Genomic DNA, 25,717 nt, shown 5'->3' with positions numbered 1-25,717 from the left:
TGGCCACCTCTAACTTTGAGGAGAGGGAACTGATATTTTATGATGTTTTTTTACAAGACGCTGTAGCTTCTGCCATGCAAATTGTAATTGCTTATGCAATTCAGCATTCGGAATCGACTCAATACCTACCTTAGGCATGACCACAATATCCAATAAATCTATATCTTGCTGATTTAAGCGAAAACTTTCGCGAGCAATACGTTTTATTCGATTTCTTTCATGTGCACGGCGCACTTTCTTTTTAGCAACAACAATACCTAAACGGCTTTTAGGCTGTTTAGTCGGTGTAGCTAAAAATAAGAAATGGGGTTGATGCACTTTAAAAAGCGCACCATCAAATACACCTTTGTAATCTGCAGCACAGCGGATTCTCACCTCTGGACTGAAACTATAAAGTGTCATAACACCCAAATCGTCGATAAACTAAACTGGTATTAAACAGTTAAGCTGTGACGACCTTTTGCACGACGACGAGCTAATACTTGACGGCCAGCTTTAGTCGCCATACGAGCACGGAAACCATGAACGCGTTTACGCTTTAATTCAGATGGTTGGAAAGTACGTTTCATATCGAAACTCCAAAGTTGGTGTTCTATAAAGGTTCGCGATTGTATTGTGCATTGTTTGTTCTGTCAATATTAAACAGTATTGTGTAACACTTTTGATGAAAGTTGCTTGAGTCTGAGAAAGATACAAATTTGTTAAATAATCTATTTATACACAAAATAAATATATGTTTTTATTATAGTATTTAAGTTAACCACAGAAATATCCATAAACTTATACACAAGATGAAATTTAATTATGACTGATTTTTAAATTTGAATTTAAATTTAAACACAAGGAATGATTATCCACAGAAAACCGAATCTTATTAAATAAATTCAAATTTATAAATTTAAATTTATTACTATTAGGGTTGTAATTTTCTATGGATAAGGCATTATTTTTTTTTAAATATATATACTTAGGTTGTTGATAACTATGTTTTCATATTTTTTATAGATTGTGGATAAGTTATTACTTTTATTTATCCACAGTTTGTGGAAAACCTTATCCACACCCTATTTTAAATTTAAATTTAGACTTTTAAATTTGATTATTTGTGTTTAAAGTTCAAAATTACTCATGACATATGTGGATAACTTGGGTATGATTGCCTCCCCAATCTCATGGGGTTGTTTTTAAATTTAAATGGAATGAGGGGTTTCACATGCTGTGGACAGACTGCTTAAATCGCTTGCGACAAGAGCTCTCAGATAATGTCTTTGCAATGTGGATACGTCCATTGGTTGCCGAAGAGGTAGATGGTGTTTTAAAGCTTTATGCACCTAATCCTTACTGGACACGCTATATTCAAGAACATCATTTAGAATTAATTAGCATTCTTGCAGAACAAATGTCTGAAGGACGTGTTTGTAAAGTTGAAATTTTAGTCGACTCACGACCAGGCGCGATTTTATCTGCTTCAGAGCAACCTGCGACAACAACTGCAGCGCTTGAGTCTTCAGCAGCAGCACCTGTAGTCAGAGCAAAAAAAGAAAGCAATGAGCAGCAAAATACAAAAACATCAAAAAAACGATTATTAAATCCGCTGTTTAATTTTGCATTGTTCGTCGAAGGGCGTTCAAATCAGATGGCGGCAGAAACCTGCCGTAAAGTGTTAACTCAGTTAGGCGAACCTCAACATAACCCGTTATTTTTATACGGTCCGACTGGTTTAGGTAAGACCCACTTGATGCAAGCAGTGGGTAATGCTTTATTACAAGCTAAACCAAATGCTCGTGTGATGTACATGACTGCTGAAAGTTTTGTTCAGGACTTTGTGAGTTCACTTCAACAAGGTAAAGTCGAAGAATTTAAAAAAAATTGCCGTTCACTGGACTTACTTTTAGTGGATGATATCCATTTACTTGCAGGTAAAGAAGCCAGCTTAGTTGAGTTTTTTTACACGTTTAATGCCTTATTAGATGAATCTAAACAAATTATTTTGACCTCAGATCGCTATCCTAAAGAGTTGACCGAGTTAGATCCTCGTTTGGTATCTCGCTTTTCATGGGGATTATCGGTAGGGGTAGAACCGCCTGATATTGAAACTCGAATTGAGATTTTACTTAAAAAAGCTGAAAGTAATGGTATCGATTTGCCTCGTAACTGTGCGCTCTTTATTGCACAGCAAGTTGTGGCAAACGTACGTGAACTTGAGGGTGCATTAAATAAAGTCGTCGCGATTTCTCGTTTTAAAGGGACACCAATCGACTTAGATGTGGTGCGAGAATCACTGAAAGATGTTCTTGCGATTCGTGCTCGTACTATTAGCACCGAAAATATTCAGCGTGTAGTCAGTGAATATTTTCGTATCCCATTGAAAGAGTTGGTTGGACCTAAACGAACTCGTATATATGCTCGACCACGTCAATTAGCAATGGGGCTTGCGAGAGAATTAACGGGCGACAGTTTTCCTGAAATTGGCATGGCATTTGGTGGTCGTGATCACAGTACAGTCATGCATGCCTGTGAAAAAGTGCAGAGTTTGTGTGCTGAAGATCCCATCTTTAATGAAGATTACAAAAATTTAATGCGCTTATTACAAAGCTAAATCTGTTTAAATTCTATTCTTGCAATGCGGCATATTCTGCCGCATAGTACATGATTAAAAGTGTTTTAGTCTGTCGTCGATATACTGTTTTTAGAGGAAATCCATCGTGCGTTTGAAGATCGCGAAAGAAAGCTTACTCAATGTTTTGTCTCATGTTGTAGGTGCTGTAGAACGTCGCCATACGTTAAATATTCTTTCAAACGTCAAAGTTCAGGTTACTCAAGATGCACTGACGATTACAGGTTCCGATCTTGAAGTTGAACTTGTTGCGAGTACAACGCTTTTAGAGGGAGCATGTTTACAAGCAGGTCAAACCACAGTACCCGCACGTAAATTGATGGATATCTGTAAATCTTTACCGACAGCAGCACTGATTGATTTACAAATCACAGAAGACCAGCGTTGTATTTTGAAATCTGGTAATAGCCGCTTTGTATTAGGAACATTATCTGCTGAGGATTACCCTTTATTAACGACTGAAAATAGTCAAGGGACTCAAGTTCAGGTCACTGAACGTGAACTAAAACGTTTATTTGAAAAAACCTCTTTTGCGATGGCTGTTCAGGATGTCCGTTTTTATCTTACAGGTACTTTACTTGAAATTGATGAAAATCAGCTTCGTGCAGTGACGACAGATGGACATCGTCTTGCTCTTTGTGAAACATTGGCCAGTTCAAATGCTTCGCAGTTAGTGCAAGCAATTGTGCCTCGTAAAGCGGTCGGTGAATTACAGCGTCTATTGAGTATCGAAGATAATCAACTCTCGCTGTTAATTGGTCGTGAGCTCCTGAATGTTACTTTGACAATTCCAAGCCGTGATAAAGAGCAGGGTGATATTACTGTTCGTATTACTACAAAATTAATTGATGGTAAATTCCCTGATTATCGACGTGTTATTCCTCGTGGCGGTGATAAAACAGTTACGATTGCACATGATATTTTCAAACAATCATTACAGCGAGTTGCTATCCTGAGTAATGAAAAATTACGTGGAGTATTTTTAAACTTCAATCCAGATTCACTGCAACTTCGTGCCAATAATCCAGAGCAAGATGAGGCAGTTGAAGATCTTGCGATTCAATACAATAATGCACCTATGGAAATGTCATTCAACGCACAATACATTTTGGATGTATTGAATGTGCTGGATGGTGATGATGTATTAATGACGATGACTGAGGCAAACCAATCTGTATTGGTTCAAGATCCAGCACATCAAGATCAAACCTATGTCGTCATGCCGATGCGTGTTTAATGTTGTTTTTGATTTAGTTTAATCTGGTCATGTTCATTACGCGTTTAAATATCCAGCGTGTGAGAAATTTAAAAGCGGTTGCACTCCAAGAGTTGCAACCGTTTAATGTTTTTTATGGACAAAATGGTTCAGGAAAAACGTCTATATTAGAAGCAATTCACTTATTGGCCACTGGTCGATCTTTTCGTACACATATTCCTAAACATTACATTCAAAATCAAATGCAGGATGCGATTGTATTTGCACAGTCTGCTACTGAAAAGATTGGTATGCAAAAGCTCATTACAGGTGAGCAACATATTAAAGTGAATGGGGATAGTATTGCCACTCAAGGACAGCTAGCCAAAATTTTACCATTACAGCTTATTGACCCTCTGAGTACAGATATTATTGATCACGGAGCTAAACCAAGACGACAATTGCTTGATTGGTTAATGTTTCACGTGGAACCAGATTTTTACTATGCATGGCAATTTTATTCTAGAGCATTAAAACAACGAAATAGCTTATTAAAATCAAAACGTAATCTGACGCTGCAAGATTTAGAAGCATGGAACAAAATGCTTAGTGAGTACGGTGAAATATTACATTTACAACGTCAGGCTATTGTTGAACAGTGGCAGATATTTTTTCAGCAAGATCTTAAAACACTATTACCAGATATCGAGATCCATATGGAGTATGCAGCAGGCTTTCATGTGGAACATGGCTTGGCTGAAGACTTGATTTTGTATCATCAAAAAGACTGCGAAAGACGCTATACAGAATATGGTCCACACCGTGCAGATTTAAAGTTAAAAACCCCAACAGGAGATGCAGATGCCGTACTGTCACGGGGGCAAAAAAAATTATTAATCATGGCTTTAAAATTGTCACAGATCGCAATGTTGCATGCGTCTAATAAGGAAACTGTGGTATTATTAGATGATGTGACAGCAGAATTAGATATAACCGCACAACAACGTTTAATTGAGCGATTGAGCCAACTTGGTAGTCAAGTTTTCATTACCACTTTAGACCATGAATCTGTACAAAAGCATTTACATGATTTGTCTATTTCCTATCAATTATTCAATGTTGAAAACGGTTCTGTTCAAGTTGTTGTGCAATAATTTTTTGAAGTTTTCTCCATCTTTGGATAGACCTTTTTTTCACTAGGGAGTAACCATGAGTTCAGAAGATCAAGCTGCTTCTCAAACAGAACAAACCATTGAAAAGGCTTATGATTCCTCTAGCATCAAGGTATTACGTGGTTTAGACGCAGTACGTAAGCGTCCAGGCATGTATATTGGTGATACGGATGATGGTACTGGTTTACACCATATGGTGTTTGAAGTGGTGGACAACTCGATTGATGAAGCCCTTGCTGGTCACTGTGATGAAATTCTGGTTACCATTCACGAAGACGAATCTGTTTCTGTCGCAGATAACGGTCGTGGTATTCCCACAGATATTCACCCTGAAGAAGGTGTATCTGCTGCTGAAGTCATCTTAACGATTCTTCATGCGGGTGGTAAGTTTGATGACAACAGCTATAAGGTTTCTGGTGGCTTACACGGTGTAGGTGTTTCAGTTGTAAACGCTTTGTCTAGTAAACTGGAACTCACAATTCATCGTGCTGGTAAAATTCATGAACAAGAATACCGCCATGGTGACCCTCAATACCCTTTAAAGGTGGTGGGCGATACAGATCGTTCGGGTACACGTGTACGTTTTTATCCAAGTGCTGAAACATTCAGTCAGACCATTTTCAATGTCGATATTTTAGCTCGTCGTTTACGTGAACTGTCATTTTTAAATGCGGGCGTTCGAATTGTTCTACGTGACGAACGTGTTGGTTTAGAACATGTATTTGATTATGAGGGTGGTTTATCAGAATTCGTTAAATACATTAACGAAGGAAAAACGCATCTTAACGATATTTTTCACTTTACCACGCAAGCTGATAATGGCATTGGTGTTGAAGTTGCATTGCAATGGAATGATACGTACCAAGAAAACGTACGTTGCTTTACCAATAACATTCCTCAAAAAGATGGTGGTACTCACTTAGCTGGTTTCCGAGCTGCTTTAACTCGTGGCCTAAATAACTACATGGAAAACGAAAACTTACTCAAAAAAGAGAAGGTTGCGGTTTCTGGTGATGATGCACGTGAAGGTTTAACAGCTATTGTTTCAGTGAAAGTTCCTGATCCAAAATTCTCTTCTCAAACCAAAGAAAAATTGGTATCGAGCGAGGTAAAACCTGCTGTTGAACAAGCAATGAATAAAGCTTTTTCAGAATATCTTCTTGAAAATCCAGCTGCGGCTAAATCGATTGCGGGTAAAATTATTGATGCAGCGCGTGCACGCGATGCAGCGCGTAAAGCACGTGAAATGACTCGCCGTAAGAGTGCGCTTGATATAGCAGGTCTTCCTGGTAAATTGGCGGATTGCCAAGAAAAAGACCCAGCTTTATCTGAACTATATCTTGTCGAGGGTGATTCAGCAGGTGGTTCAGCGAAACAAGGTCGTAATCGTAAAATGCAAGCGATTTTACCACTTAAAGGTAAAATCCTAAATGTGGAACGTGCTCGATTTGACAAGATGATTTCTTCTGCTGAAGTTGGAACACTGATTACAGCATTAGGTTGTGGTATCGGTCGTGAAGAATATAATCCAGACAAATTACGTTACCACAAAATTATTATTATGACCGATGCGGACGTGGATGGTTCACATATTCGTACGCTGTTATTAACGTTCTTCTTCCGTCAAATGCCGGAATTAGTGGAACGTGGTCATATTTATATTGCTCAGCCACCACTTTATAAATTAAAGAAAGGTAAGCAAGAACAGTATATTAAAGATAATGATGCGCTTGAAACATATTTAATTTCGAATGCAATTGATGAGTTGGCATTACATATCAGTGCTGACGCACCTGCGATTCGTGGTGAAGCGCTTGCAAAAGTCATTGCTGATTATCAGACATCACAAAAAAGCTTACAGCGATTAACGATTCGTTATCCTGCAACTTTGTTAGATGCTTTACTTGGTTTAGATGCATTTAAATTAGATCAAAATCAAGATGAAGCTTATGTGACGTCTTGGGCTGAGCAATTGCGTCAAGCAATTGAAACACAACAGCCAAGCTTAAGACCTGAATTCACGCTCGAAGCATTCGAAAAAGAACTCGCAGATGGTTCACGTGAAACACATTATTGGCCACGTTTAACAGTGTATGTACACAACCTTCCTCATCACTATTTATTAGATGCTGGTTTGTTGGGTTCAGGTGAATATAAACGTTTACTTCAAAACTCAAAGAGTTGGTTTACGTTACTTGAAGACGGGGCTTATTTGCAAAAAGGTGAGCGTAAAGTCAATGTTGCTAACTTCCATCAAGTATGGCAACAAGTATTGGCAGATTCACGCCGTGGCATGATGATCCAACGCTATAAAGGCTTGGGCGAGATGAATGCAGAGCAGCTTTGGGAAACCACGATGGATCCTGAAAATCGTAATATGCTTCAAGTGACGATTGATGATGCAATTGAAGCAGATCGCATGTTCTCTTGTCTCATGGGTGATGATGTTGAACCACGTCGTGCATTTATTGAAGAGAATGCATTGAATGCAGATATTGATGCTTAATGCTATAAGTTAAAAAAAGCACTCTTAGGAGTGCTTTTTTTGTATCAATCTAAAATCTTAAGTCATTTTTTGGGAATTAATTTCAATAAAATGATGTGCTTGAAGTCACATATTTTATTTATTATATGAAATATAAAGATAATTAAATAAGCATTTACGAAATTAATAAATAATTAAAAATATAAAATTCAATAACTTATAATTAGATAATAAAAAATAGAGCAATAGCTCTATTTTTTTAAATAGAGAGTGATTAAAATTTTTGTCATGGAAAAGAATCCATTTAAATGCTTAAAAGGAACTAAGAATGAAAAAAACAACTCTGGCTTTATTGGCGGCTTCAACCATGGGTATGGTTTCAACTGCTCAAGCAAAGGTTGATGTGTGTGTATTTGATTTACTCGGTAAGTCTGGTGAATCGTTTCAAATGGCTCAAGAATGGGCATTGGCAGCAAAGGGCTGGGGTGCAGATATCAATCTGATTCCACGTCAAGATGAGGCTGTAGCCGATAATGATTTTAAAGCAGGTAAGTGTGATGCTGTTTTCTTAACAGCGATGCGTGCTCGTCAATATAACAAGTTTGTGGGTTCGATTGACTCTTTAGGTGGCGCACCATCAAATGCAATTGCACAACGTGCGATTACTTTTGCTTTAGACAAACGTAATGCTGCAAAGATGGTCACAAATCTCGGTGGGAAAAAATATGAAGTGGCTGGTATTGCACCACTAGGGGCAGCATATATTTTCGTGCGTGATAAAAAAATTGATTCAATCGAAAAAGCTGCAGGTAAGAAATTCGCAGTATTAAGCTATGATCCCGCACAAAAAATTATGGTGCAACGTGTCGGTGCTCAAGCAGTCGGATCTGATGTTTCAAACTTTGTTGCGAAGTTCAATAATGGTCAGGTGGATATGGTGGGTGCACCAGCATATGCCTATAAGCCTCTTGAAATTTATAAAGGTTTAGGTAGTACAGGGGCAATGTTTGATTTCCCTGTGGTACACATTACAGCAAACTTTGTGATGAAGCCTGAAAAATTCCCTGAAGGGTTTGGTCAAAAATCACGTGATTGGTTTGTTAAAAACTTGCCGAAAAGCTACGCAATGATCAAGCGTTTAGAGGGTGAAATTCCTGCTAAGTACAAAATGCAATTCTCAGCTGAAGAAAAGCTGAAATATCAAAAACTACTTCGTGATGGTCGTATGGATCTCACTAAACAAGGTATTTATGACAAAGAGATGATGTCTGTTCTTAAGAAAGCACGTTGCTCTGTCGATAAATCCAACTTCGAATGTTCACTTGGTGGTGAATAATTCTGATTTCTAAAGAAAAAATCCTAGACCTGGTCTAGGATTTTTTTTATTCATTTTATGTCATTTTCGCCAATGCACATTTATAAGAAAAAAGTATGCTTTAATCACAATAAGTAGTATTTAAATGATCTGTATCTAAAAACCATATACATACAGCATCTCAGGATCAGTATCTACACAATTGGATCGTGTAATCTCATTTTAGTTCAACACACTGACACTGAAGTTTAAGGTGTTCGATATGGGATATTCGAGACTATAAGAAAGAAGGAATAGGAAACAATAAAATGAATTTAACCAAAACATTATTATTATCAGCAGGTTTAATGACTGCTGCAACGGCTTCACAAGCAAAGCAAGTCGTCTGCGTGTTTGATCTCGTCGGGAAAAACGGCGATGTCTATGCGTTAATGAAAGATTATCAACTTGCTGCTAAGCAGTGGGGAGCTGATATTGAGCTTAAAGTCGGACAAAATGAAGGCGTAATTGCTGAAGATTTCAAAGCAGGTAAATGTGACGGTGTCAGTATCACAGGGATGCGCGGTCGTCAGTTTAATAATTTCACTGGCTCTTTAGATGCCATTGGTGCGATTACTAATCTCAATTTAGCTGTCAAAGTTATGCAAGGTTTAGCAAGTCCAACCTTTGCAAAGCATATGAAAAATGGCAACTATGAAGTTGCAGGAGTGATTCCTGTTGGCGATGCTTATTTAATGGTGCGTGATCGTAGTATTAATACGGTTGCTAAAGCTGCGGGTAAAAAGATCGCCGTACTTGATTATGATCAGGCACAAAAAATTATGGTACAGCAAATTGGTGCGCAAGCAGTGAGTTCTGATGTCACTAATTTTGGGAGTAAATTCAATAATGGCCAAGTTGATATTATTGGTGCACCAGCAGCGGTATTCCGTCCTTTAGAACTTCATAAAGGGCTAGGAACGAAAGGTGCAATTGTGAATTATCCAATTCTTCAAGTGACCGGTAATATCATCATTCGTCATGATAAATTCCCTGAAGGTTTCGGACAGAAATCGCGTGATTGGGTGAAAACACAATTACCACGTGCGAATCAAATTTTAGGCAAAATGAAAGCGGATATTCCGGCTAAATATTGGATGAATGTTCCAGCTGGAGATAAACCTGGTTATCAAAAATTAATGCGTGAATCTCGTATTGCACTTACTAAACAAGGTGTTTACAACAAACAAATGATGAAACTACTTTGGCAGTTCCGTTGTAAGAATGAACCGACAAACTTCGAATGTAGCTTGCAGGATGAGAACTACAAATAAGTTCATAGGACGTTACATTTAAATCCGATAAATTTACTCTGAATAAACTTTAAAGTTCGAGTTATGACCATATATTGAGTATGTTATACTTGATATATGGTCTTTTAATTTCAAAGCCTATTTAATTTTTTGAGGAATCCATCATGACTGCCCAAGCACTTGAGCTGACTGACAATGCTGCGAATAAAGTTCGTCAACTTCGTGAGAGCGAAGGAAATCAAGATTTGATGTTACGTGTATATGTGACAGGTGGTGGTTGCTCTGGTTTTTCTTACGGATTCAATTTTGCTGAATCTCAAAATGAAGACGATGCTGAATTTGTGAATGGTGATGTGAAGATGCTTGTTGACTCACTGAGTTATCAATATCTCGTTGGTTCAGTTGTGGATTATGTTGAAGGTTTGGAAGGATCACGCTTTATCGTGCAAAATCCTAATGCGACAACGACATGTGGTTGTGGATCTTCATTCTCAATTTAATATGCAGCAAAAAAAGCCCGCTAAGCGGGCTTTTTTTATGATAATTTTTGCTGTTCTTTCAGAATTAAATCAGTCAGCTCATGATAATTTTGAACTGGAATCCAATGATTCGCCTCTAAATGAATTTCCGTATATGGACCTTCAACATAATTTTGATTGAACTGAACACCTTTAGCATCAATTGCAACGTCATCTTTGCCCCAAATAAATAAAGTGGGAACTTTGACTTTATTGAATAGCGTTTTATTAGAGCTAAAAGGTAAACCTCGATACCAGTTGAGTGATGGGCTGAGCCGTTTTTCTATGATCATTTCTTGTTTAAAGTTATTTAATTGTTCAACTGTCATCCCAGAATTTTTTAATAAAGCCTCGCCAATTTGAGGTGTTTTATTAAAGAGCAACTCAGGTATCCATGGAAGCTGAAATAGTCCCATATAATAGGATTTAAAAAGTTGTGTACTGCTGTAAAAAGCCCGCATAAATGCTGCTTTGTGAGGGACGGAGATCGCGGTCAAATGTTTAATTTTATTAGGATAACGTAGAGCAACTTCCCAAGCAACGACTGCGCCCCAGTCGTGTCCTACGATATATGAAGGCTCTCCAATTAAGTCGAGTAGAACATTTACATCATCTGCTAAATGTTGAATGGCATAATCTGCGCGTTTTTTCGGTTGAGCCCTTAAGCTATATCCACGTTGGTTTAACGCGTAGGTGCGAAAACCATGTTGGTTTAGTATTTCGGCACTATGCTGCCAAATTTTTGATGTTTCAGGAAAACCATGTAATAGCACAATTGGACTGCCATCGATTGGACCGCTGTCTATTACATCAAAAATAAGATTACCTTTTTGAAACTCAGTGATTCGTTGTTGTTTTTCCATGATCTATATCCTCTTTCCTTTACATATCTTTATCAAATTTGGATGATAGAACTAGGGCTGAACGGGTCAGTTCTAGGTGAAAGAAGGTCGTTCATTGTCTGACAATATTATGGGTTGATTAAACGGTGTATTTGTATTGGGATTTGTTTTTGTAAGAACGTTAAGCAAAGTCTCAAAGCTAAGGTCCGATAGCTTAAGCTCGGAGTAACCAAGTGGACATCTTCAGGGATTAGAGACCATTCAGGTAAAATATGAATTAACGTTGAGTTGACTAATTGATGGGCCACTTGGATTTCTGCAACGGCGGCAATACCTAAATGTGCTTCTACAGCAGCAAGTGCATGTTCGGATGGTGTCACCATCAAATGGGTATAAATTTTAAATTTTTTTATCGTACCGTTTTTGAAAAGTGTGATTTTGGACAGCTCGCGGTTATGCGAGATAAAATGATGATCACACAGTTGCTCTGGGTGTTCAGGAATGCCATAACGCATTTGATAGGTTGGACTGGCGCATAAAATTCTTCGAACTTGTCCAACCTTTTGAGCATGGAGTGTAGAGTCTGCTAAATCACCAAGTCTGATGGCTAAGTCATATCCTCCAGAAATCAAATCAACTTTAGTGTCATTCAAATCAATTTCAATATCAATGTGTGGATATTCAATTAAAAATTGAGAGATTAAAGGCAATACCACCAATTTTCCAAAAGTTCCCGAAGCAGCTATTCGAATTCGACCTTTGGGTTGTATTTCTAATTGTGTGAGGTCGTTCGTCAGCGATTCAATCTGATGAAATAGGGGGGAGATTTCTTTTAAGAAAATCTTACCAGCTTCAGTTAGTGAGCTTGAATTGGTATTTCGATTTAATAATCTAATATTTAAGGATTCTTCAAGTCTTGAAAGTCGATTAGATAACGTGGATTTAGCAATATCATAACGTCTTGCTGCCGCGGATAAACTTCCAGCATCTGCAATCAGTACGAACCAATATAGGTCATCGATTGAGTAGGGTAAGCTGTTCATAAAATCGAACACCACCTTTCATTTTTATTGTCTATTCACATCATTATAGAACCGCTAAGTTAAGTCAATTGATCAGATGTAGCAAATGATCTGATTTAGCAAATTGAGGACATAGCAATGACAATGAATTGTGATTTAGAAACTGGTACTTGTTCAGTAGCCGAATTGGAAAAAGGCCAAAATGCAGTGGTCAATGTAGCATCTGACCTCAGCCTGATTTATGTGGGTGACCCAATGTGCTCATGGTGTTGGGGAAGTTCAAATATCATTAAACAAGCGCGTGAATATGCAATTCAGCATGGTGTTGGCTTTCAAGTGATTAGCGGTGGTTTAAGACCTGGTGGAGGTGATGCTTGGACTGATACTTTCAAGAATTTTTTACGCACCGAATGGAAAAATATTCAGAGACTGACTCAACAACCTTTCACTGAAAAATTGTTAGAAAGAGCACATTTTAATTATGATACTGAGCCTTCAGCACGTGCTATTTACGTTGCTCGACAACTTTGGCAAGACCATGATCATCATGATGAAAAACTTTTGGCATTTTTTTCAGCAATCCAATATAAATTTTATGTGGATGGTGAAGATCCGAACGAGCTTGAATATTATCGAAGTATATGTGAAACATTTGAGCTAGATTTTGACGTATTCTCAACGTTGTTTGAATTACCTGAGACCCAAACAGCGACCTATGAAGAGTTCAAGCTTAACCGAAGTTGGGGCATAAAAGGGTTCCCAAGTTTTGTGATACGTCATGGAGACAATGTCAAAATCATAGGCTCTGGTTATGTGGCATTGGAAAAATTAACACAAGCTATTGATGACTTAATCAAAGATGCGCGTATATAAGGAAAAGTTGAATGGCAATTATTCTACAAATTGATTTTCCCTATGATGGACCTTGGGGGCATGAAATGTTTGAAAGTTTCAAAACACTCGCGGATTCAATAGCAAATGAGAAAGGCTTGATTTGGAAAATTTGGACTGAAAATGAAGCGTCCAAAGAAGCAGGTGGAATTTACTTATTTGAAAGCCAAGCAGATGCAGAGGATTATCTAAATATGCATCTTCAGCGTTTAAGGGAAAATGGCTTTACTGAATGTAGACATCGAATTTTTGCTGTAAACTCGCCACTTTCAAAATTGAATTTTGCACCTGTTTAAGTAAATCGATGTATCAACTCAGGATAGTGGATACATCGATTCTTCATTTAAACCGCAGTGATCGTTCCTAAAACTCGATCTCCTTGAGCTCCTGTCACTTCAGGTAAATTACCAGCAAGTTGGTTTACAAATCGCATAGCCAACCACGCAAAAGCGGTCGCCTCCACCCAAGTCGGTGCTAATCCCAAATCTGCTGTGGTTTGAACACTCCACTCATGTTTACGTAAACGCCAACGTAATTGTTCTAATAATTGTGAGTTGTATGCACCCCCCCCACAGACATAAACTTCACCTGTGTCCATAGGGGAACGATAAATGGCTTTTTTAATGGCACGTGTCGTAAGTTTCATCAGCGTTGCTTGAACATTTTCAGGCGTATCTTCAAGTTCATCGTATTCAACATCGCTACGCCAATCCGCAATTTGTTCATCCAACCATTCCAAATTAAAGTCTTCGCGACCAGTACTTTTTGGCGGCTCTTTCGAGAAAAAGTCATGTGATTGCAAACGATCAAGCAAAGCACGAATAGGCGTACCATAAGCAGCCCAATTGCCATTTTCATCATAAGGCTGCCCTGTGTAACGTTCACACCAAGCATCCATCAAAATATTGGCTGGTCCAGTATCAAAACCATATACGCCTTTAGGATCACCCGCAGGTAACATACTGACATTGGCAATTCCACCGAGATTTAAGATCACACGGTGTATCGTCGGATGCTGAAATAAGGCTTGATGGAATGCTGGCACTAGAGGTGCACCTTGACCACCAGCAGCCATATCACGGCGTCTAAAATCTGATACCACAGGAATTTGAGTGATTTCAGTAATAATGTTGGGATCACCAATTTGAAGGGTAAATCCATGTTCGGGACGATGACGAATCGTTTGACCATGAGATCCAATGGCTTTTATTTGAGTTCTATCGAGATTATTTTCTTGTATAAGTTGATTGATTCCATGACCGATCATCTGTGCTAAAGCGACATCAGCTTTACCCATGCGGTCAATTTCATTATCGTCTGGCAAAGTAAGTGCCATCAGTTCATCACGTAAATCTGGATCAAAGGCTAATGTCAGCGTTGCATGGATCTGTAATGGATCAAAAGAAGCGGCTACAAAATCGACGCCGTCCATACTCGTGCCAGTCATTACACCAATGTAGATTGTGGTCATGATTATTCTTAAGCCTGCATTGTGCTGAAAAAGTGTTAGTATATCGCACAAATTGAACAACAGATGTATTTGGGTTTTGTGATGTCAAATTTCCTGCCTGCTGAAGAACAACTTGCCCTCATTCAACGAGGCACACATGAAATTATTTCAGAAGAAGATCTTCTGAAGAAATTAAAATTGAATCGTCCTTTGAAAATTAAGGCGGGTTTTGATCCTACAGCACCAGACTTACACTTAGGTCATACGGTATTAATTAACAAGCTTAAAGTGTTTCAAGACTTAGGTCATGAAGTATTCTTCTTGATTGGTGATTACACTGCGATGATTGGTGACCCAACAGGTAAAAGTGCAACTCGTCCACCATTGTCACGTGAGCAAGTCTTAGAAAACGCGAAAACCTATCAGGAACAAGTGTTCAAAATTCTTGATCCAAATAAAACTAAGGTGGTGTTTAACTCAGAATGGTTTGCTCAAAAAACTGCTGCTGACCTGATTCAATTGGCTTCACAGCAAACAGTTGCACGTATGCTTGAACGTGATGACTTTACTAAACGCTATAACAACCAACAGCCGATTGCGATTCACGAGTTTTTATATCCATTGGTGCAAGGCTATGACTCTATCGCGCTCGAGGCAGATGTTGAGTTAGGTGGTACGGATCAGACCTTTAACTTGTTGATGGGGCGTACTTTACAAGGTCGTTATAATCAAGAGCCACAAGTGTGTATCACTGTACCAATTCTTGAAGGTTTAGATGGCGTCAACAAAATGTCTAAATCTTTAGGTAACTACATTGGTGTATTTGATGCACCTGGTGCGATGTACCAAAAAGTACTTTCAATGCCAGACAGCTTAATTGAGCGATATTTCGAACTGCTGAGCTTCAAGTCAATGGAAGAGATCGAAGGCTTATTGAAAGAAATGGCTGAAGGTCGTAACCCTCAAGAAATTAAACGTATCTTAGCGCTCGAGTTAGTGGAGCGTTTCCATGGAAGCGAAGCTGCTGCGAATGCACACAAAGGTGCAGGGAATATCATCACAGAAGGTGAGCTTCCTGAAGGAACGCCAGAAGTGACGATTTCACGTGGTGAATTCGGTGGTGAAATGTTTATTGCTTCTATTGTTCGTGCAGCGGGCTTAACCAAAAATGCAGCGCAAGCCAAAGATGCTGTTTCACGTGGAGCCGTTAAAGTCGATTGGGAGGTGGTGGATGCATCATTCTCAATTAACGAAAATAAAACAGTGATTGTTCAAGCAGGTAAAAAGGCCATTGCTAAAGTAACTTTTACTGACTAAATCATAAAGTTTTGAATGATTCAAAAGCCATCCTAAGTGATGGCTTTTTTATGTCAAGAATGAAATGAAGATGAAAGATGGATTAATTTTTGGTTGTTCTGGTTGAAATCCATTAAAATGCGCCATCCAATACTTATTTGTTTGAATATCTATGATTCAGTTAGACCAACTTACCATTCGCCGCGGCGGTCGCATTTTATTTGAAAAAGCGTCTATGCAACTTCACCCTGGTTGGAAGATTGGTTTAACAGGTGTCAATGGTGCAGGAAAATCGACGTTGTTTTCAGCATTACTTGGAGGCATGGAATCAGATGGTGGCTCATTAACACGACCATCGGTTTGGACAGTGGCGCATATGGCGCAAGAGATTAAAGCGCTGGATATGAAAGCGATTGATTTCGTTCTATCCGGTGATGAAGAGTATTGGGATATCCAACACAAACTTGAGCATCCTGAGGGATTATCTGATCAAGATTTGGCAAATCTATATGGTCGTTTTGATGAAATTAGTGGCTACTCAGCGCCGTCTAAAGCATCACAACTGATGGCTGGGCTAGGCTTCTTTGAACATCAGTCAGAACTTAGTGTAAAAAGTTTCTCTGGTGGATGGCGTATGCGTTTAAATCTTGCACGTACTTTGATGAGTCGTTCAGATTTACTCTTACTTGATGAACCGACGAACCATTTAGATTTAGACGCTATTTTATGGTTAGAAGATTGGTTAAAAGCATATGAAGGCACATTGGTACTGATTTCGCATGACCGTGATTTCTTGGATGCCATTACCGACCATATTTTGCATATTGAAAACCAAGAACTAACGCTTTATACCGGCAACTATTCAACCTTTGAACGTACCCGAAGTGAACGTTTAGCTCAGCAACAACAAGCCTATGAGAAACAGCTTGAGCTACGTGCACATCTGCAAAAATATATTGATCGTTTTAAAGCTAAGGCAACCAAAGCAAAACAGGCACAAAGCCGTATTAAACAGCTCGAACGAATGCAAGAGCTTTCTGCTGCGCATGTCGATACGCCTTTTACCTTTAGCTTCCGTGAACCCACCAAAATGAGTTCTCCGTTGTTACAACTGGATAGTGCTGATATTGGTTATGGCGACAAACTGATTGTGACCAATGTGAAACTACAAATCACGCCAACCAGCCGTATCGGTTTACTGGGAATGAATGGTGCAGGTAAGTCCACATTAATTAAATCATTGGTGGGTGATTTACCTTTAATTCAAGGTCAACGCAAAGCATCTGAACTCCTCAATATTGGTTATTTCGCCCAACATCAAATGGATGCATTAGATGGTAATGCGAGTCCAATGTTGCAGTTATCTCGTATTGCAGATAAAAAGATTAGTGAAGCGACTTTACGCGCCTTCTTAGGGAGTTTTGGTTTCTCTGGTGAGCGTATGGATACGCCGTGTGAAAGCTTCTCTGGGGGTGAGCGTGCACGTTTAGCATTGGCTTTGATTGTCTGGCAGCGTCCAAATGTTTTAATTTTAGATGAACCGACCAACCATTTAGACTTGGATATGCGTCATGCATTAACTATGGCACTACAAGACTTTGAAGGGGCAGTGGTGTTGGTTTCACATGAACGCCAATTAATTGCAAGTGTCTGTGATGAATTACTCCTAGTGCATAACGGTAAATGTCGTGAGTTTGAAGGTGATCTGGTCGCTTATGCAGACTGGTTACGTCAAGCACGTACAGAGTTGATGAAGCAAGGGCAGCAAGCACCTGAGCCAGTAAAATCTCAAGTGATCGATAAGCCTGTAGTTTCTAAAGTAGATAAAGAAGCACAGCGTAAAGAAGCTGCGCGTCGCCGTGAAATGAGCCGCCCAATTCGTAAAAATATCGAAAAATTGGAAGCTGAGATTGCAAAGATTCAACCACGTTTAGTTCAAATTGAGGATGCTTTAGGGGATGCATCACTTTATGATGCGTCTCGGAAAGATGATCTTTTAAAATTGATGAATGAACAAACGGAACTAAAAGGAAAATTAGCACAAGCAGAAGAAAAAATGCTTGAACTGATGATGGAACTTGAAGAGTTGGAAAGTTCGTTTGATGAATAATGAGTGATAAAAAAGCCCAATTTAGATTGGGCTTTTTTATTTAAATGTATATGATTGAAATCTTATGTTTATGTTAAGAAAAAGAATTAATGGCTCTAGAAAAAATAAAATTAAATACAGATACTGAATTCTATAAAGGGCTTCAAAAATTTGCCGAAGGAACATATGTATTAGTAAATGAAATTGGTAAAGCTTTAATTCCTATGGCTGAAGCTTTACAAAATATAATAAACAGCATTGACCAAGAAAAATTAAAAAACTTCATTGAGGGAATTTATAAATTCCAACAATATGAGCCATATCTAGATAATTTATTAGGTTCGCTTGAAGACAATACAAATTTATCACATGTAAATGAAACACTTTCTCTGGCTTGTTTCATTCAATTAATTTTTGAAAATGAAGATAATCTTGATAATTTACATCTGTTTGATGTCATAAAAACTAACTATTTTGATGAAATGTTTTTCTCGAAATTTGATGAAATAAATTTAGGAGAAAATTTTAAACTGAGAAAAAATATAATCCAAGAAGCATTTAAGCTTTATGAGTTAGATTTTTATGCCGGTTGCTTAGCTCTTTTGTATGGACAACTTGAGGGGATATTGACTGATTATTTAGTTTATCAAAATGTTCTTCTCAGGAATGGTACATCTTATAAATATTGTGGAGAAGAAATTAGATATACAAATCAAAGAAATGAAGAAGAAATAATAAAAAATAATAAATCTATCACTGGTATATATCATAAAATTATAATAGCTAAAAATACAAATATATATTTCGAGGAATTAGATGCTTATAAGATAGATAGTGAATTAAAAATTAATAATGATCGAAATGAAATACTTCATGGAAATATTTTAGATCGCTTTACCAAAGAAAGATGTTTCATTCTAATCATTTGGTTAACTTCAATCTTTAACTTCCTTCTAGCAGATCAGAAAATCCAAGAATCATTATCTACTAAATAAAAAAACCGCGCTTTCGCGCGGTCTTTTATTTAAAGAGACAAATTATTTTTTGTCATCTTTCACTTCAGTGAACTCAGCATCTACAACGCCGTCGTCCGCTTTTTGTTGTTGACCAGCAGCATCACCTTGGAATGCATTTGGATCAAAACCTTGCGCACCACCTTGAGCACCCTGCGCAGCTTCATAAGCACGTTGAGTGATCGGCATGATGATGTTTTGAAGTGCTTCAGTTTTCGCTTTGATCGCGTCAACATCATTTTCTTTTGTTGCAGCTTCAAGTTCTGAAACAGCAGTTTCAACCGCAGTTTTTTCATCAGCAGTCACTTGTTCACCAAGGTCTTTTACTGCTTTTTGAGCAGAAGAAACTAATGCATCAGCTTCGTTACGTGCTTTAGCAAGTTCTTCAAACTTACGATCTTCTTCAGCATTCGCTTCAGCATCTTTGATCATCGCTTCAATTTCAGCATCGCTCAAACCTGAGTTTGCTTTAATTTGAATTGATTGCTCTTTACCAGTGCTCTTATCTTTAGCAGATACTTTCAAGATACCATCAGCGTTGATGTCGAACGATACTTCAATTTGCGGCACGCCACGTGGAGCAGGTGGGATATCGCCCAATTGGAAGTTACCCAACAATTTGTTTTGTTGAGCCATTTTACGTTCACCTTGGTAAACCGAAATGTCTACTGCAGGCTGGTTATCAGCAGCTGTAGAGAACACTTGTGATTTTTTCGCAGGGATTGTTGTGTTTTTCTCGATGATTGGAGTTAACACACCACCCATTGTTTCAATACCAAGTGTCAATGGTGTAACGTCAAGTAATAGAACGTCGTTTTTATCACCTGAAAGTACAGCACCTTGGATCGCAGCACCCATTGCTACAGCTTCGTCAGGGTTCACGTCTTTACGTGGCTCTTTACCGAAGAACTCTTGTACTTTTTGTTGTACAAGAGGCATACGAGACTGACCACCAACCAAGATTACGTCAGAGATATCAGAAGTTGATAAACCAGCATCTTTAAGTGCAATCTTACATGGCTCGATTGTACGAGCAACTAAGTCAGCAACAAGACCTTCTAATTTCGCACGTGTTACGTTGATCACTAAGTGTTTAGGACCAGTCGCATCAGCAGTGATATATGGAAGGTTAATTTCAGTTGCATTCGAAGAAGACAATTCAATCTTCGCTTTCTCAGCAGCTTCTTTCAAACGTTGTAACGCAAGTGGATCATTTTTCAGATTCACATTTTGTTCTTTCTTAAACTCTTCAACCAAGTAATCGATTAACGCGTTATCAAAGTCTTCACCACCTAAGAATGTATCACCGTTGGTAGACAACACTTCGATTTGTTGGTCGCCATCAAGGTCAGCGATTTCAATGATTGATACGTCGAAAGTACCACCACCTAAGTCGTAAACCGCGATTTTACGGTCGCCTTCTTTCTTGTCCATACCGAACGCAAGCGCTGCAGCTGTTGGTTCGTTGATGATACGTTTAACATCTAAACCAGCAATTTTACCAGCATCTTTCGTTGCTTGACGTTGAGCATCGTTGAAGTATGCAGGAACAGTAACTACCGCTTCAGTAACTGTTTCACCTAAGTAATCTTCCGCAGTTTTCTTCATTTTCTTAAGAACTTCTGCAGAGATTTGTTGTGGTGCTAGTTTCTTGTCGTTTACATCAACCCAAGCATCGCCATTGTCAGCTTTGATGATTTTGTAAGGTACAAGACCAATATCTTTTTGAACTGCTTGATCTTCGTAACGACGACCGATCAAACGTTTGATCGCAAATAATGTATTTTTCGGGTTTGTTACCGCTTGACGTTTAGCTGATTGACCAACAAGGATCTCGCCATCTTTATACGCAATAATAGACGGAGTTGTACGAGCGCCTTCAGCGTTGTCGATTACTTTAACTTTATCGCCTTCAAGTACTGCAACACATGAGTTTGTAGTACCTAAGTCAATACCAATAATTTTAGCCATTGATGTGTTCCTCGAAAATTTTGTTGTGATCTTTCACTTGTTATCCGATATGAGAGCCATTCATTATTTTTCAAGTTAAAAACTTAAAAAATTTTTACAAACTCCCGTATTTCTTGACTTATTGGCCTACCATGACCATTGCAGGACGAAGTAAACGGCCAGAAAGGGTGTAACCTTTTTGAAGTACCGTACCAATCTCACCCGCTTTTGCATCTGGAGCAATACCTACTGCTTGATGCAAATCAGCATTAAAACCATTTTCAGTGTCAACTGCCACAACACCAAATTTTTCTAATGTTGCTAATAATGACTTCAGTGTGAGTTCTACACCTTCTGATAAAGGAGTTTTTTCATCACCTGCAGCAGCAATTGCACGTTCAAGGTTGTCAACTGAATCCAATAATTCTTTTGCAAATTTCTCTAAAGCAAATTTTTTCGCAGTATCCGCTTCACGCTCTAAACGTTCTTTGGTTTTTTCTGCTTCATACTTCGCATTTGCAGCAACTGCTTTTTCATATTTTAAGTTTTCAGTCAGCGTTGCGATTTGCGCTTGAAGGTCTTCTACAGAAACTTCAACTTCAGCTTGTTGATTTTCAACTTGCTGTTCAGTTTGTTCCGTTTGAACGTCCTGAGTTTGTTCGTTTTGCTCATTTGCCATGGAAGATCTCCGCTTAAATGGGTTTTTAAACATGTACAGTCCTTTGGCATCAGTGTTAACTGCGTTAATCTGAACTGCCATGCGTGTGTAATTCATCAATACAAAGGTAATGTGGGCGACTATAAATAATTCAAGCTTAAACGATGTTTATTTCTACTAAATTCATCTTTAGAACAAGGAATGAAAATTTTTCGATTCATTTAGAGAAATCTAAAGTCTAGAATAAGACGAGGAGATGAACTGGAGAAAGATTATAAAAATATGATTTAGTGTATATTTTATATATAAAAAATATAGATTCAGATAAAACAAGTCTTTCCTTTTAAAGAATCAAATCTGTATTATCTTTAACCAGATACTAACGCTGTAGTTTCTATTTATTTTGTTTTTGCTTTTTAATAGCTCATCCAACCTCCTTGGATGAGTTTTTTTTTGCTTGTCGAGATCTGAGTAACAATGTTAAGCAACCGATATACCGTGTAGCCACACTGTGATTCAGTCACCTTCAAAAAGGGTTTATATCGCACCACATATTCACTAAAAAATAAATTAAATAAATGGCTTAGGAGATATATTCAACTATAAAAGTTGAATTGCATTTTCTTTACACTTTTTTCATAAGTTCAACCTGAAGTCATCGAAACTTGAACCAAGAACTGACGCATGAAATAAAAAAGTCAGGAATGATAAGCCTTCAAAGTTAACTCTGACTTTGAATGTTTCAAGTAAGGAATTAAACAATGAAAAAATTAGGTCTCATTTCCCTGGCATTTGCAGCTATTGGTTTTGCTACTGTAGGTTGTACTTCAAACCAATCTGCTGAAACTGCTCAAGCGACCACACAAACAGATGCTTCAATAGCGCAAGCGGCAACTACTGAAATGGATACCCAAAATGGTGTGGCTGTACAAGCTGACCCAAGTGTAGAGTCTGCTGAACCGATTCAAGCTGTCCCAGCTGAAGGTGCAGAAGCCCCTCAAGTTGTTGAGTAAAATGCAATGAAATTTAATTCATTTAAACTGCTTATAATGGATTAAATTTTATGAAAAAGCAGAGAATAGAGAGTAAATAGGATGCCTTTACTGTCTATTTTTAGAATCACAGCACTTAAAAAAACCTAACATTCAAATGTGAATGTTAGGTTTGTGAGGTAACTTTAAATCAATTGTCTTGAGTCCAAGAAAGCTTAACGATCTCGGCGATCGTGTTGACGTTCCTGTTCTCGCTTCTTGCGGTCCTGTTCTAAGCGCTTACGTTGTTCTTCAATCGCTTTTTTACGATTATCTTGATTCCAACGATTACGTTCAGCTTGACGTTGTTTTAGAATTTCCTTTTGACGTTGTTCAATCTGTTTACGACGATCATGCTCAGCACGTTCTTTATTACGTCGATCTGCTAATTCACGTTGTTGGCGTTGACGTTCATATTCACGTTTGCGCTTTTCTTGTTCAAGGCGCTGTTGATGTAAACGTTGTGCGCGTTCTCTCTCCCAACGTTGACGGTCATAGTTGCGATCATAATCACGATCATAACGATGGTCATAATTACCATTATAATAAGGGCCATCGTCAGGGAAGGCCACACAACCGACTGCAAGAACTGCTGTGGCCAATGACATTATCATTACTTTTATTGCCATAGCTTTCACCTTTATATGTTGAATCAGGACAACCAAAAAATTCCTGATGTTGGATTAAATAGTCAATGACAAGACTGCTATAGTCAGATTAGCGTAAATGGAATTGAAGTTTGTATATTGATCAGTAGACTTAGTTAACAAAATAGTCATGAAATGGCTGATCGTGTAGAAATTATGAAGAATACGGATTTTTAAAAGGATCGGAATCGTGAATCAAAAAATACAACAATTACTTGAAAATGGTCAGGGTTCTGCAGGACGTGCATTAGATCGACTCCCAAAGATCGTTCAAGAGTCTCTAGTGAAGTTACTTGGCTATCCCTATGACTATCCTCAACTCGATAGTTTTACAAAATGCTTGATGGCTGCACAGTTGAAACAAGGAAAATCAGGCTTTATTGGCGCTGATATTGATAAATCAAGAAAAGAATTTGAAAATCAAATCCAATCCATCACACATAAATCATCTCATGTTCAATATGTAGAAGATATTCGTCTTCCTTTACAAAGTGGTACTGTATTTGCCAGACATTATCATCCTGCTCCGAATAAAAAACTACCAATGATTGTATTTTATCATGGTGGTGGGTTTGTTGTCGGAAGTGTGAATACACATGATGAAGCGTGCCGAATCATTGCGAATTATGCAAAAGCACAAGTAATCAGTATTGATTATCCTTTAGCACCAGAAGTTTCTCCACAATCATTGATTCAATCATGTGAAGACGCATTGGCATGGGTATATCAAAATCGTCGTCACTTTAAAATCTTAAAAAATCGTATTGCTGTAGCAGGAGATAGTGCTGGCGGTAATATTAGTGCTGTCGTTGCTCAACGTGCATTGAATGCCAGTTATGCGCCTCAAGCTCAATTTTTAATATATCCTGCGGTGGATTTCAAAAGTCGTCATCCATCATTCTTTGCGTATAAAGATGGTTTAGTATTAACCAACAGCGATATTGACTATGTGACAGAATACTACGCGACAAGACATAAAGTTGCTTTGGATAATCCACTAATCTCCCCAACATACGGCAATCTAAAAAAATTGGCACCAGCTTATGTTGTTACAGCGGGACATGATGTATTGCATGATGAAGGCAAAATTTACGCCCACAAATTACGTCAAAATGGCACTAAAGTGTTGTATCAAGATTTTGAAGATCAAACACACGGATTTATTAATCTAACGCTAATCTCAGGGCGTTCTAAAAAATTGTTGATTGAAATGAGTAAAGAGTTTAGAAGATTTTGGGATAAAAATAGTTAATAGATCCTTACTTTCAAATCCTGAGATTTAAACGAAACTCAGGATTTTTTCTTTATATAGAGTAATCGAATAAAAATACTTTGATGCTTAACAAAAAACTGAATCTTTTCTGGCGATTGATTCATGAATAATAGATAAGATAAAACATCAATAAGAGGATAGCGTATGTTAAAAAAAATGATGTTAGGTGCTTCTGTTGCGGCGATGAGTACTTTGTCTTTGGCAGCAAATACGCATATGCAAATCAAAACATCAGCAGGAGATATCGAAATCGAGTTGTTTAATGATAAAGCTCCGATTTCAGTAAAGAACTTTGAAACTTATGCGAAAGCTAATTTTTATAACGGCACAATCTTCCATCGGGTTATTCCAGGGTTCATGATCCAAGGTGGAGGATTAGATGTATCGATGAAAGAAAAAGCGAATCGACCTCCAATCAAGAACGAGTCTTATAATGGCTTAAAGAATAACCGTGGCACTTTAGCCATGGCACGTACAAACCAGCCTGATTCAGCAACAAGCCAATTTTTTATCAATATTGCGGATAATGATTTTCTAAATAAAGCGCCAATGAATCCTGGTTATGCTGTGTTTGGTCAGGTAACTAAAGGCATGGATGTTGTCGATAAAATTGCAAAAGTGCCTACTGGTAGATTTGGTATGCATCAAGATGTGCCAAAAAATCCTATTAAAATTTTAAGTGTGAATATAAAACCTTCAAAAGCGAAATAGTGATTAAAAAAAGAAGCAGAAATATTAAATTAATATTTTTGCTTCAATATTATAGGGTTAAGTGTAAATGTGATTATTAATGAATCATAATGGTGCATAAAAATAGAACACTCAATAAAACATGGGGTTAAAAGCACTTGCAATGATTTCGAAATGCTCTAGAATGCACCCCATACCGACGAGATACACGGAAACGAACGAAGCAGGTTGCTGAGTTGTTAAGTGTTTCGAGTCCAGCTTCTAGCATTGA

The 25,717-nt window shown here is 38.0% G+C and carries 23 protein-coding genes; 15 read left to right on the top strand and 8 right to left on the bottom strand.

Going from position 1 to position 25,717, the window contains the following annotated elements; all coding sequences use genetic code 11:
- Positions 1-9: 9 nt before the first annotated feature.
- Both rnpA and rpmH read right to left on the bottom strand, forming a co-directional pair.
- Complete coding sequence (gene rnpA / locus AC1M9B_RS13995) at positions 10-402, bottom strand: ribonuclease P protein component (RefSeq protein WP_035268604.1); 393 nt, start codon at positions 400-402, stop codon at positions 10-12.
- A 32-nt stretch (positions 403-434) separates the two neighbouring features.
- Positions 435-569 carry a 50S ribosomal protein L34 gene (rpmH, locus tag AC1M9B_RS13990; RefSeq protein ID WP_000831329.1) on the bottom strand — a complete coding sequence of 45 codons (135 nt, stop codon included), beginning with the start codon at positions 567-569 and terminating at the stop codon, positions 435-437.
- A gap of 644 nt (positions 570-1,213) precedes the next feature.
- Here rpmH and dnaA point away from each other — a divergent pair.
- The 7 genes from dnaA (at position 1,214) to erpA (ending at position 10,576) form a co-directional block, all read left to right on the top strand.
- Entirely contained in the window at positions 1,214-2,599 is a 1,386-nt protein-coding gene (gene dnaA / locus AC1M9B_RS13985) for a chromosomal replication initiator protein DnaA (RefSeq protein WP_035268607.1), read from the top strand.
- Between the two features lie 106 nt (positions 2,600-2,705).
- Positions 2,706-3,854 carry a DNA polymerase III subunit beta gene (gene dnaN, locus AC1M9B_RS13980; protein ID WP_180028822.1) on the top strand — a complete coding sequence of 383 codons (1,149 nt, stop codon included), beginning with the start codon at positions 2,706-2,708 and terminating at the stop codon, positions 3,852-3,854.
- A gap of 29 nt (positions 3,855-3,883) precedes the next feature.
- Complete coding sequence (gene recF, locus AC1M9B_RS13975; RefSeq protein ID WP_481609317.1) at positions 3,884-4,966, top strand: DNA replication/repair protein RecF; 1,083 nt, start codon at positions 3,884-3,886, stop codon at positions 4,964-4,966.
- A 55-nt stretch (positions 4,967-5,021) separates the two neighbouring features.
- Positions 5,022-7,490 (top strand): DNA topoisomerase (ATP-hydrolyzing) subunit B, encoded by a 2,469-nt coding sequence (gene gyrB / locus AC1M9B_RS13970; RefSeq protein WP_035268615.1) that lies wholly within the window; start codon positions 5,022-5,024, stop codon positions 7,488-7,490.
- A gap of 307 nt (positions 7,491-7,797) precedes the next feature.
- A complete protein-coding gene (locus AC1M9B_RS13965; protein WP_481589590.1) occupies positions 7,798-8,805 on the top strand; it encodes a putative solute-binding protein in 1,008 nt (335 codons plus the stop codon).
- Between the two features lie 287 nt (positions 8,806-9,092).
- A complete protein-coding gene (locus AC1M9B_RS13960; RefSeq protein ID WP_035268621.1) occupies positions 9,093-10,097 on the top strand; it encodes a putative solute-binding protein in 1,005 nt (334 codons plus the stop codon).
- A gap of 143 nt (positions 10,098-10,240) precedes the next feature.
- Entirely contained in the window at positions 10,241-10,576 is a 336-nt protein-coding gene (gene erpA, locus AC1M9B_RS13955) for an iron-sulfur cluster insertion protein ErpA (protein ID WP_035268624.1), read from the top strand.
- Between the two features lie 35 nt (positions 10,577-10,611).
- Here erpA and AC1M9B_RS13950 read toward each other — a convergent pair whose 3' ends face one another.
- Together AC1M9B_RS13950 and AC1M9B_RS13945 are read right to left on the bottom strand one after the other, a co-directional pair.
- Complete coding sequence (locus tag AC1M9B_RS13950; RefSeq protein WP_481592400.1) at positions 10,612-11,457, bottom strand: alpha/beta fold hydrolase; 846 nt, start codon at positions 11,455-11,457, stop codon at positions 10,612-10,614.
- A gap of 107 nt (positions 11,458-11,564) precedes the next feature.
- Complete coding sequence (locus tag AC1M9B_RS13945) at positions 11,565-12,479, bottom strand: LysR family transcriptional regulator (RefSeq protein ID WP_481609316.1); 915 nt, start codon at positions 12,477-12,479, stop codon at positions 11,565-11,567.
- A 117-nt stretch (positions 12,480-12,596) separates the two neighbouring features.
- Between AC1M9B_RS13945 and AC1M9B_RS13940 the strand changes: the two genes are divergently transcribed.
- Positions 12,597-13,331, top strand: a complete 735-nt coding sequence (locus AC1M9B_RS13940; protein ID WP_035269450.1) for a DsbA family protein — start codon at positions 12,597-12,599, stop codon at positions 13,329-13,331.
- A gap of 11 nt (positions 13,332-13,342) precedes the next feature.
- On the top strand, positions 13,343-13,645 hold the full coding sequence (locus tag AC1M9B_RS13935) for a monooxygenase (protein WP_481589586.1): 303 nt from the start codon (positions 13,343-13,345) through the stop codon (positions 13,643-13,645).
- A gap of 47 nt (positions 13,646-13,692) precedes the next feature.
- Here the strand turns inward: AC1M9B_RS13935 and AC1M9B_RS13930 are convergent, their stop codons facing one another.
- A complete protein-coding gene (locus AC1M9B_RS13930) occupies positions 13,693-14,820 on the bottom strand; it encodes an anhydro-N-acetylmuramic acid kinase (protein ID WP_035269457.1) in 1,128 nt (375 codons plus the stop codon).
- Between the two features lie 63 nt (positions 14,821-14,883).
- Between AC1M9B_RS13930 and tyrS the strand changes: the two genes are divergently transcribed.
- The 3 genes from tyrS (at position 14,884) to AC1M9B_RS13915 (ending at position 19,179) form a co-directional block, all read left to right on the top strand.
- Positions 14,884-16,116 carry a tyrosine--tRNA ligase gene (gene tyrS, locus AC1M9B_RS13925; RefSeq protein WP_171076798.1) on the top strand — a complete coding sequence of 411 codons (1,233 nt, stop codon included), beginning with the start codon at positions 14,884-14,886 and terminating at the stop codon, positions 16,114-16,116.
- Positions 16,117-16,267: 151 nt separating this feature from the next.
- The gene (locus AC1M9B_RS13920; protein WP_481609315.1) at positions 16,268-18,205 is read left to right on the top strand and encodes an ATP-binding cassette domain-containing protein; all 1,938 of its coding nucleotides are present in this window, start codon (positions 16,268-16,270) and stop codon (positions 18,203-18,205) included.
- A gap of 89 nt (positions 18,206-18,294) precedes the next feature.
- On the top strand, positions 18,295-19,179 hold the full coding sequence (locus AC1M9B_RS13915; RefSeq protein ID WP_481609314.1) for a hypothetical protein: 885 nt from the start codon (positions 18,295-18,297) through the stop codon (positions 19,177-19,179).
- Between the two features lie 42 nt (positions 19,180-19,221).
- On the opposite strand, the gene dnaK is transcribed toward AC1M9B_RS13915, so the two are convergent.
- Both dnaK and grpE read right to left on the bottom strand, forming a co-directional pair.
- Positions 19,222-21,168, bottom strand: coding sequence for a molecular chaperone DnaK (gene dnaK, locus AC1M9B_RS13910; RefSeq protein ID WP_481592405.1), 1,947 nt, complete (start codon positions 21,166-21,168; stop codon positions 19,222-19,224).
- A gap of 118 nt (positions 21,169-21,286) precedes the next feature.
- Entirely contained in the window at positions 21,287-21,859 is a 573-nt protein-coding gene (gene grpE / locus AC1M9B_RS13905) for a nucleotide exchange factor GrpE (RefSeq protein WP_257219952.1), read from the bottom strand.
- 707 nt (positions 21,860-22,566) lie between these two features.
- On the opposite strand from grpE, the gene AC1M9B_RS13900 reads away from it, so the two are divergent.
- Complete coding sequence (locus AC1M9B_RS13900) at positions 22,567-22,818, top strand: hypothetical protein (RefSeq protein ID WP_035269475.1); 252 nt, start codon at positions 22,567-22,569, stop codon at positions 22,816-22,818.
- A 194-nt stretch (positions 22,819-23,012) separates the two neighbouring features.
- On the opposite strand, the gene AC1M9B_RS13895 is transcribed toward AC1M9B_RS13900, so the two are convergent.
- Positions 23,013-23,465, bottom strand: coding sequence for a cell envelope integrity TolA family protein (locus AC1M9B_RS13895; protein WP_092768671.1), 453 nt, complete (start codon positions 23,463-23,465; stop codon positions 23,013-23,015).
- Between the two features lie 199 nt (positions 23,466-23,664).
- On the opposite strand from AC1M9B_RS13895, the gene AC1M9B_RS13890 reads away from it, so the two are divergent.
- Both AC1M9B_RS13890 and AC1M9B_RS13885 read left to right on the top strand, forming a co-directional pair.
- A complete protein-coding gene (locus AC1M9B_RS13890) occupies positions 23,665-24,735 on the top strand; it encodes an alpha/beta hydrolase (RefSeq protein ID WP_481609323.1) in 1,071 nt (356 codons plus the stop codon).
- A 165-nt stretch (positions 24,736-24,900) separates the two neighbouring features.
- Positions 24,901-25,467, top strand: coding sequence for a peptidylprolyl isomerase (locus AC1M9B_RS13885; protein WP_481589581.1), 567 nt, complete (start codon positions 24,901-24,903; stop codon positions 25,465-25,467).
- Positions 25,468-25,717 lie beyond the last annotated feature (250 nt).

The sequence above is a fragment of the Acinetobacter sp. ANC_7513 genome (assembly GCF_056779915.1).
This window is presented reverse-complemented; position numbering and strand designations above follow the sequence as displayed.

Coding starts and splice junctions, on each gene's coding strand:
- rnpA (WP_035268604.1), bottom strand. CDS start 402: ATGACACTTTATAGTTTCAGTCCAGAGGTGAGAATCCGCTGTGCTGCA.
- rpmH (WP_000831329.1), bottom strand. CDS start 569: ATGAAACGTACTTTCCAACCATCTGAATTAAAGCGTAAACGCGTTCAT.
- dnaA (WP_035268607.1), top strand. CDS start 1,214: ATGCTGTGGACAGACTGCTTAAATCGCTTGCGACAAGAGCTCTCAGAT.
- recF (WP_481609317.1), top strand. CDS start 3,884: ATGTTCATTACGCGTTTAAATATCCAGCGTGTGAGAAATTTAAAAGCG.
- gyrB (WP_035268615.1), top strand. CDS start 5,022: ATGAGTTCAGAAGATCAAGCTGCTTCTCAAACAGAACAAACCATTGAA.
- AC1M9B_RS13965 (WP_481589590.1), top strand. CDS start 7,798: ATGAAAAAAACAACTCTGGCTTTATTGGCGGCTTCAACCATGGGTATG.
- AC1M9B_RS13960 (WP_035268621.1), top strand. CDS start 9,093: ATGAATTTAACCAAAACATTATTATTATCAGCAGGTTTAATGACTGCT.
- erpA (WP_035268624.1), top strand. CDS start 10,241: ATGACTGCCCAAGCACTTGAGCTGACTGACAATGCTGCGAATAAAGTT.
- AC1M9B_RS13950 (WP_481592400.1), bottom strand. CDS start 11,457: ATGGAAAAACAACAACGAATCACTGAGTTTCAAAAAGGTAATCTTATT.
- AC1M9B_RS13945 (WP_481609316.1), bottom strand. CDS start 12,479: ATGAACAGCTTACCCTACTCAATCGATGACCTATATTGGTTCGTACTG.
- AC1M9B_RS13940 (WP_035269450.1), top strand. CDS start 12,597: ATGACAATGAATTGTGATTTAGAAACTGGTACTTGTTCAGTAGCCGAA.
- AC1M9B_RS13935 (WP_481589586.1), top strand. CDS start 13,343: ATGGCAATTATTCTACAAATTGATTTTCCCTATGATGGACCTTGGGGG.
- AC1M9B_RS13930 (WP_035269457.1), bottom strand. CDS start 14,820: ATGACCACAATCTACATTGGTGTAATGACTGGCACGAGTATGGACGGC.
- tyrS (WP_171076798.1), top strand. CDS start 14,884: ATGTATTTGGGTTTTGTGATGTCAAATTTCCTGCCTGCTGAAGAACAA.
- AC1M9B_RS13920 (WP_481609315.1), top strand. CDS start 16,268: ATGATTCAGTTAGACCAACTTACCATTCGCCGCGGCGGTCGCATTTTA.
- AC1M9B_RS13915 (WP_481609314.1), top strand. CDS start 18,295: ATGGCTCTAGAAAAAATAAAATTAAATACAGATACTGAATTCTATAAA.
- dnaK (WP_481592405.1), bottom strand. CDS start 21,168: ATGGCTAAAATTATTGGTATTGACTTAGGTACTACAAACTCATGTGTT.
- grpE (WP_257219952.1), bottom strand. CDS start 21,859: ATGTTTAAAAACCCATTTAAGCGGAGATCTTCCATGGCAAATGAGCAA.
- AC1M9B_RS13900 (WP_035269475.1), top strand. CDS start 22,567: ATGAAAAAATTAGGTCTCATTTCCCTGGCATTTGCAGCTATTGGTTTT.
- AC1M9B_RS13895 (WP_092768671.1), bottom strand. CDS start 23,465: ATGGCAATAAAAGTAATGATAATGTCATTGGCCACAGCAGTTCTTGCA.
- AC1M9B_RS13885 (WP_481589581.1), top strand. CDS start 24,901: ATGTTAAAAAAAATGATGTTAGGTGCTTCTGTTGCGGCGATGAGTACT.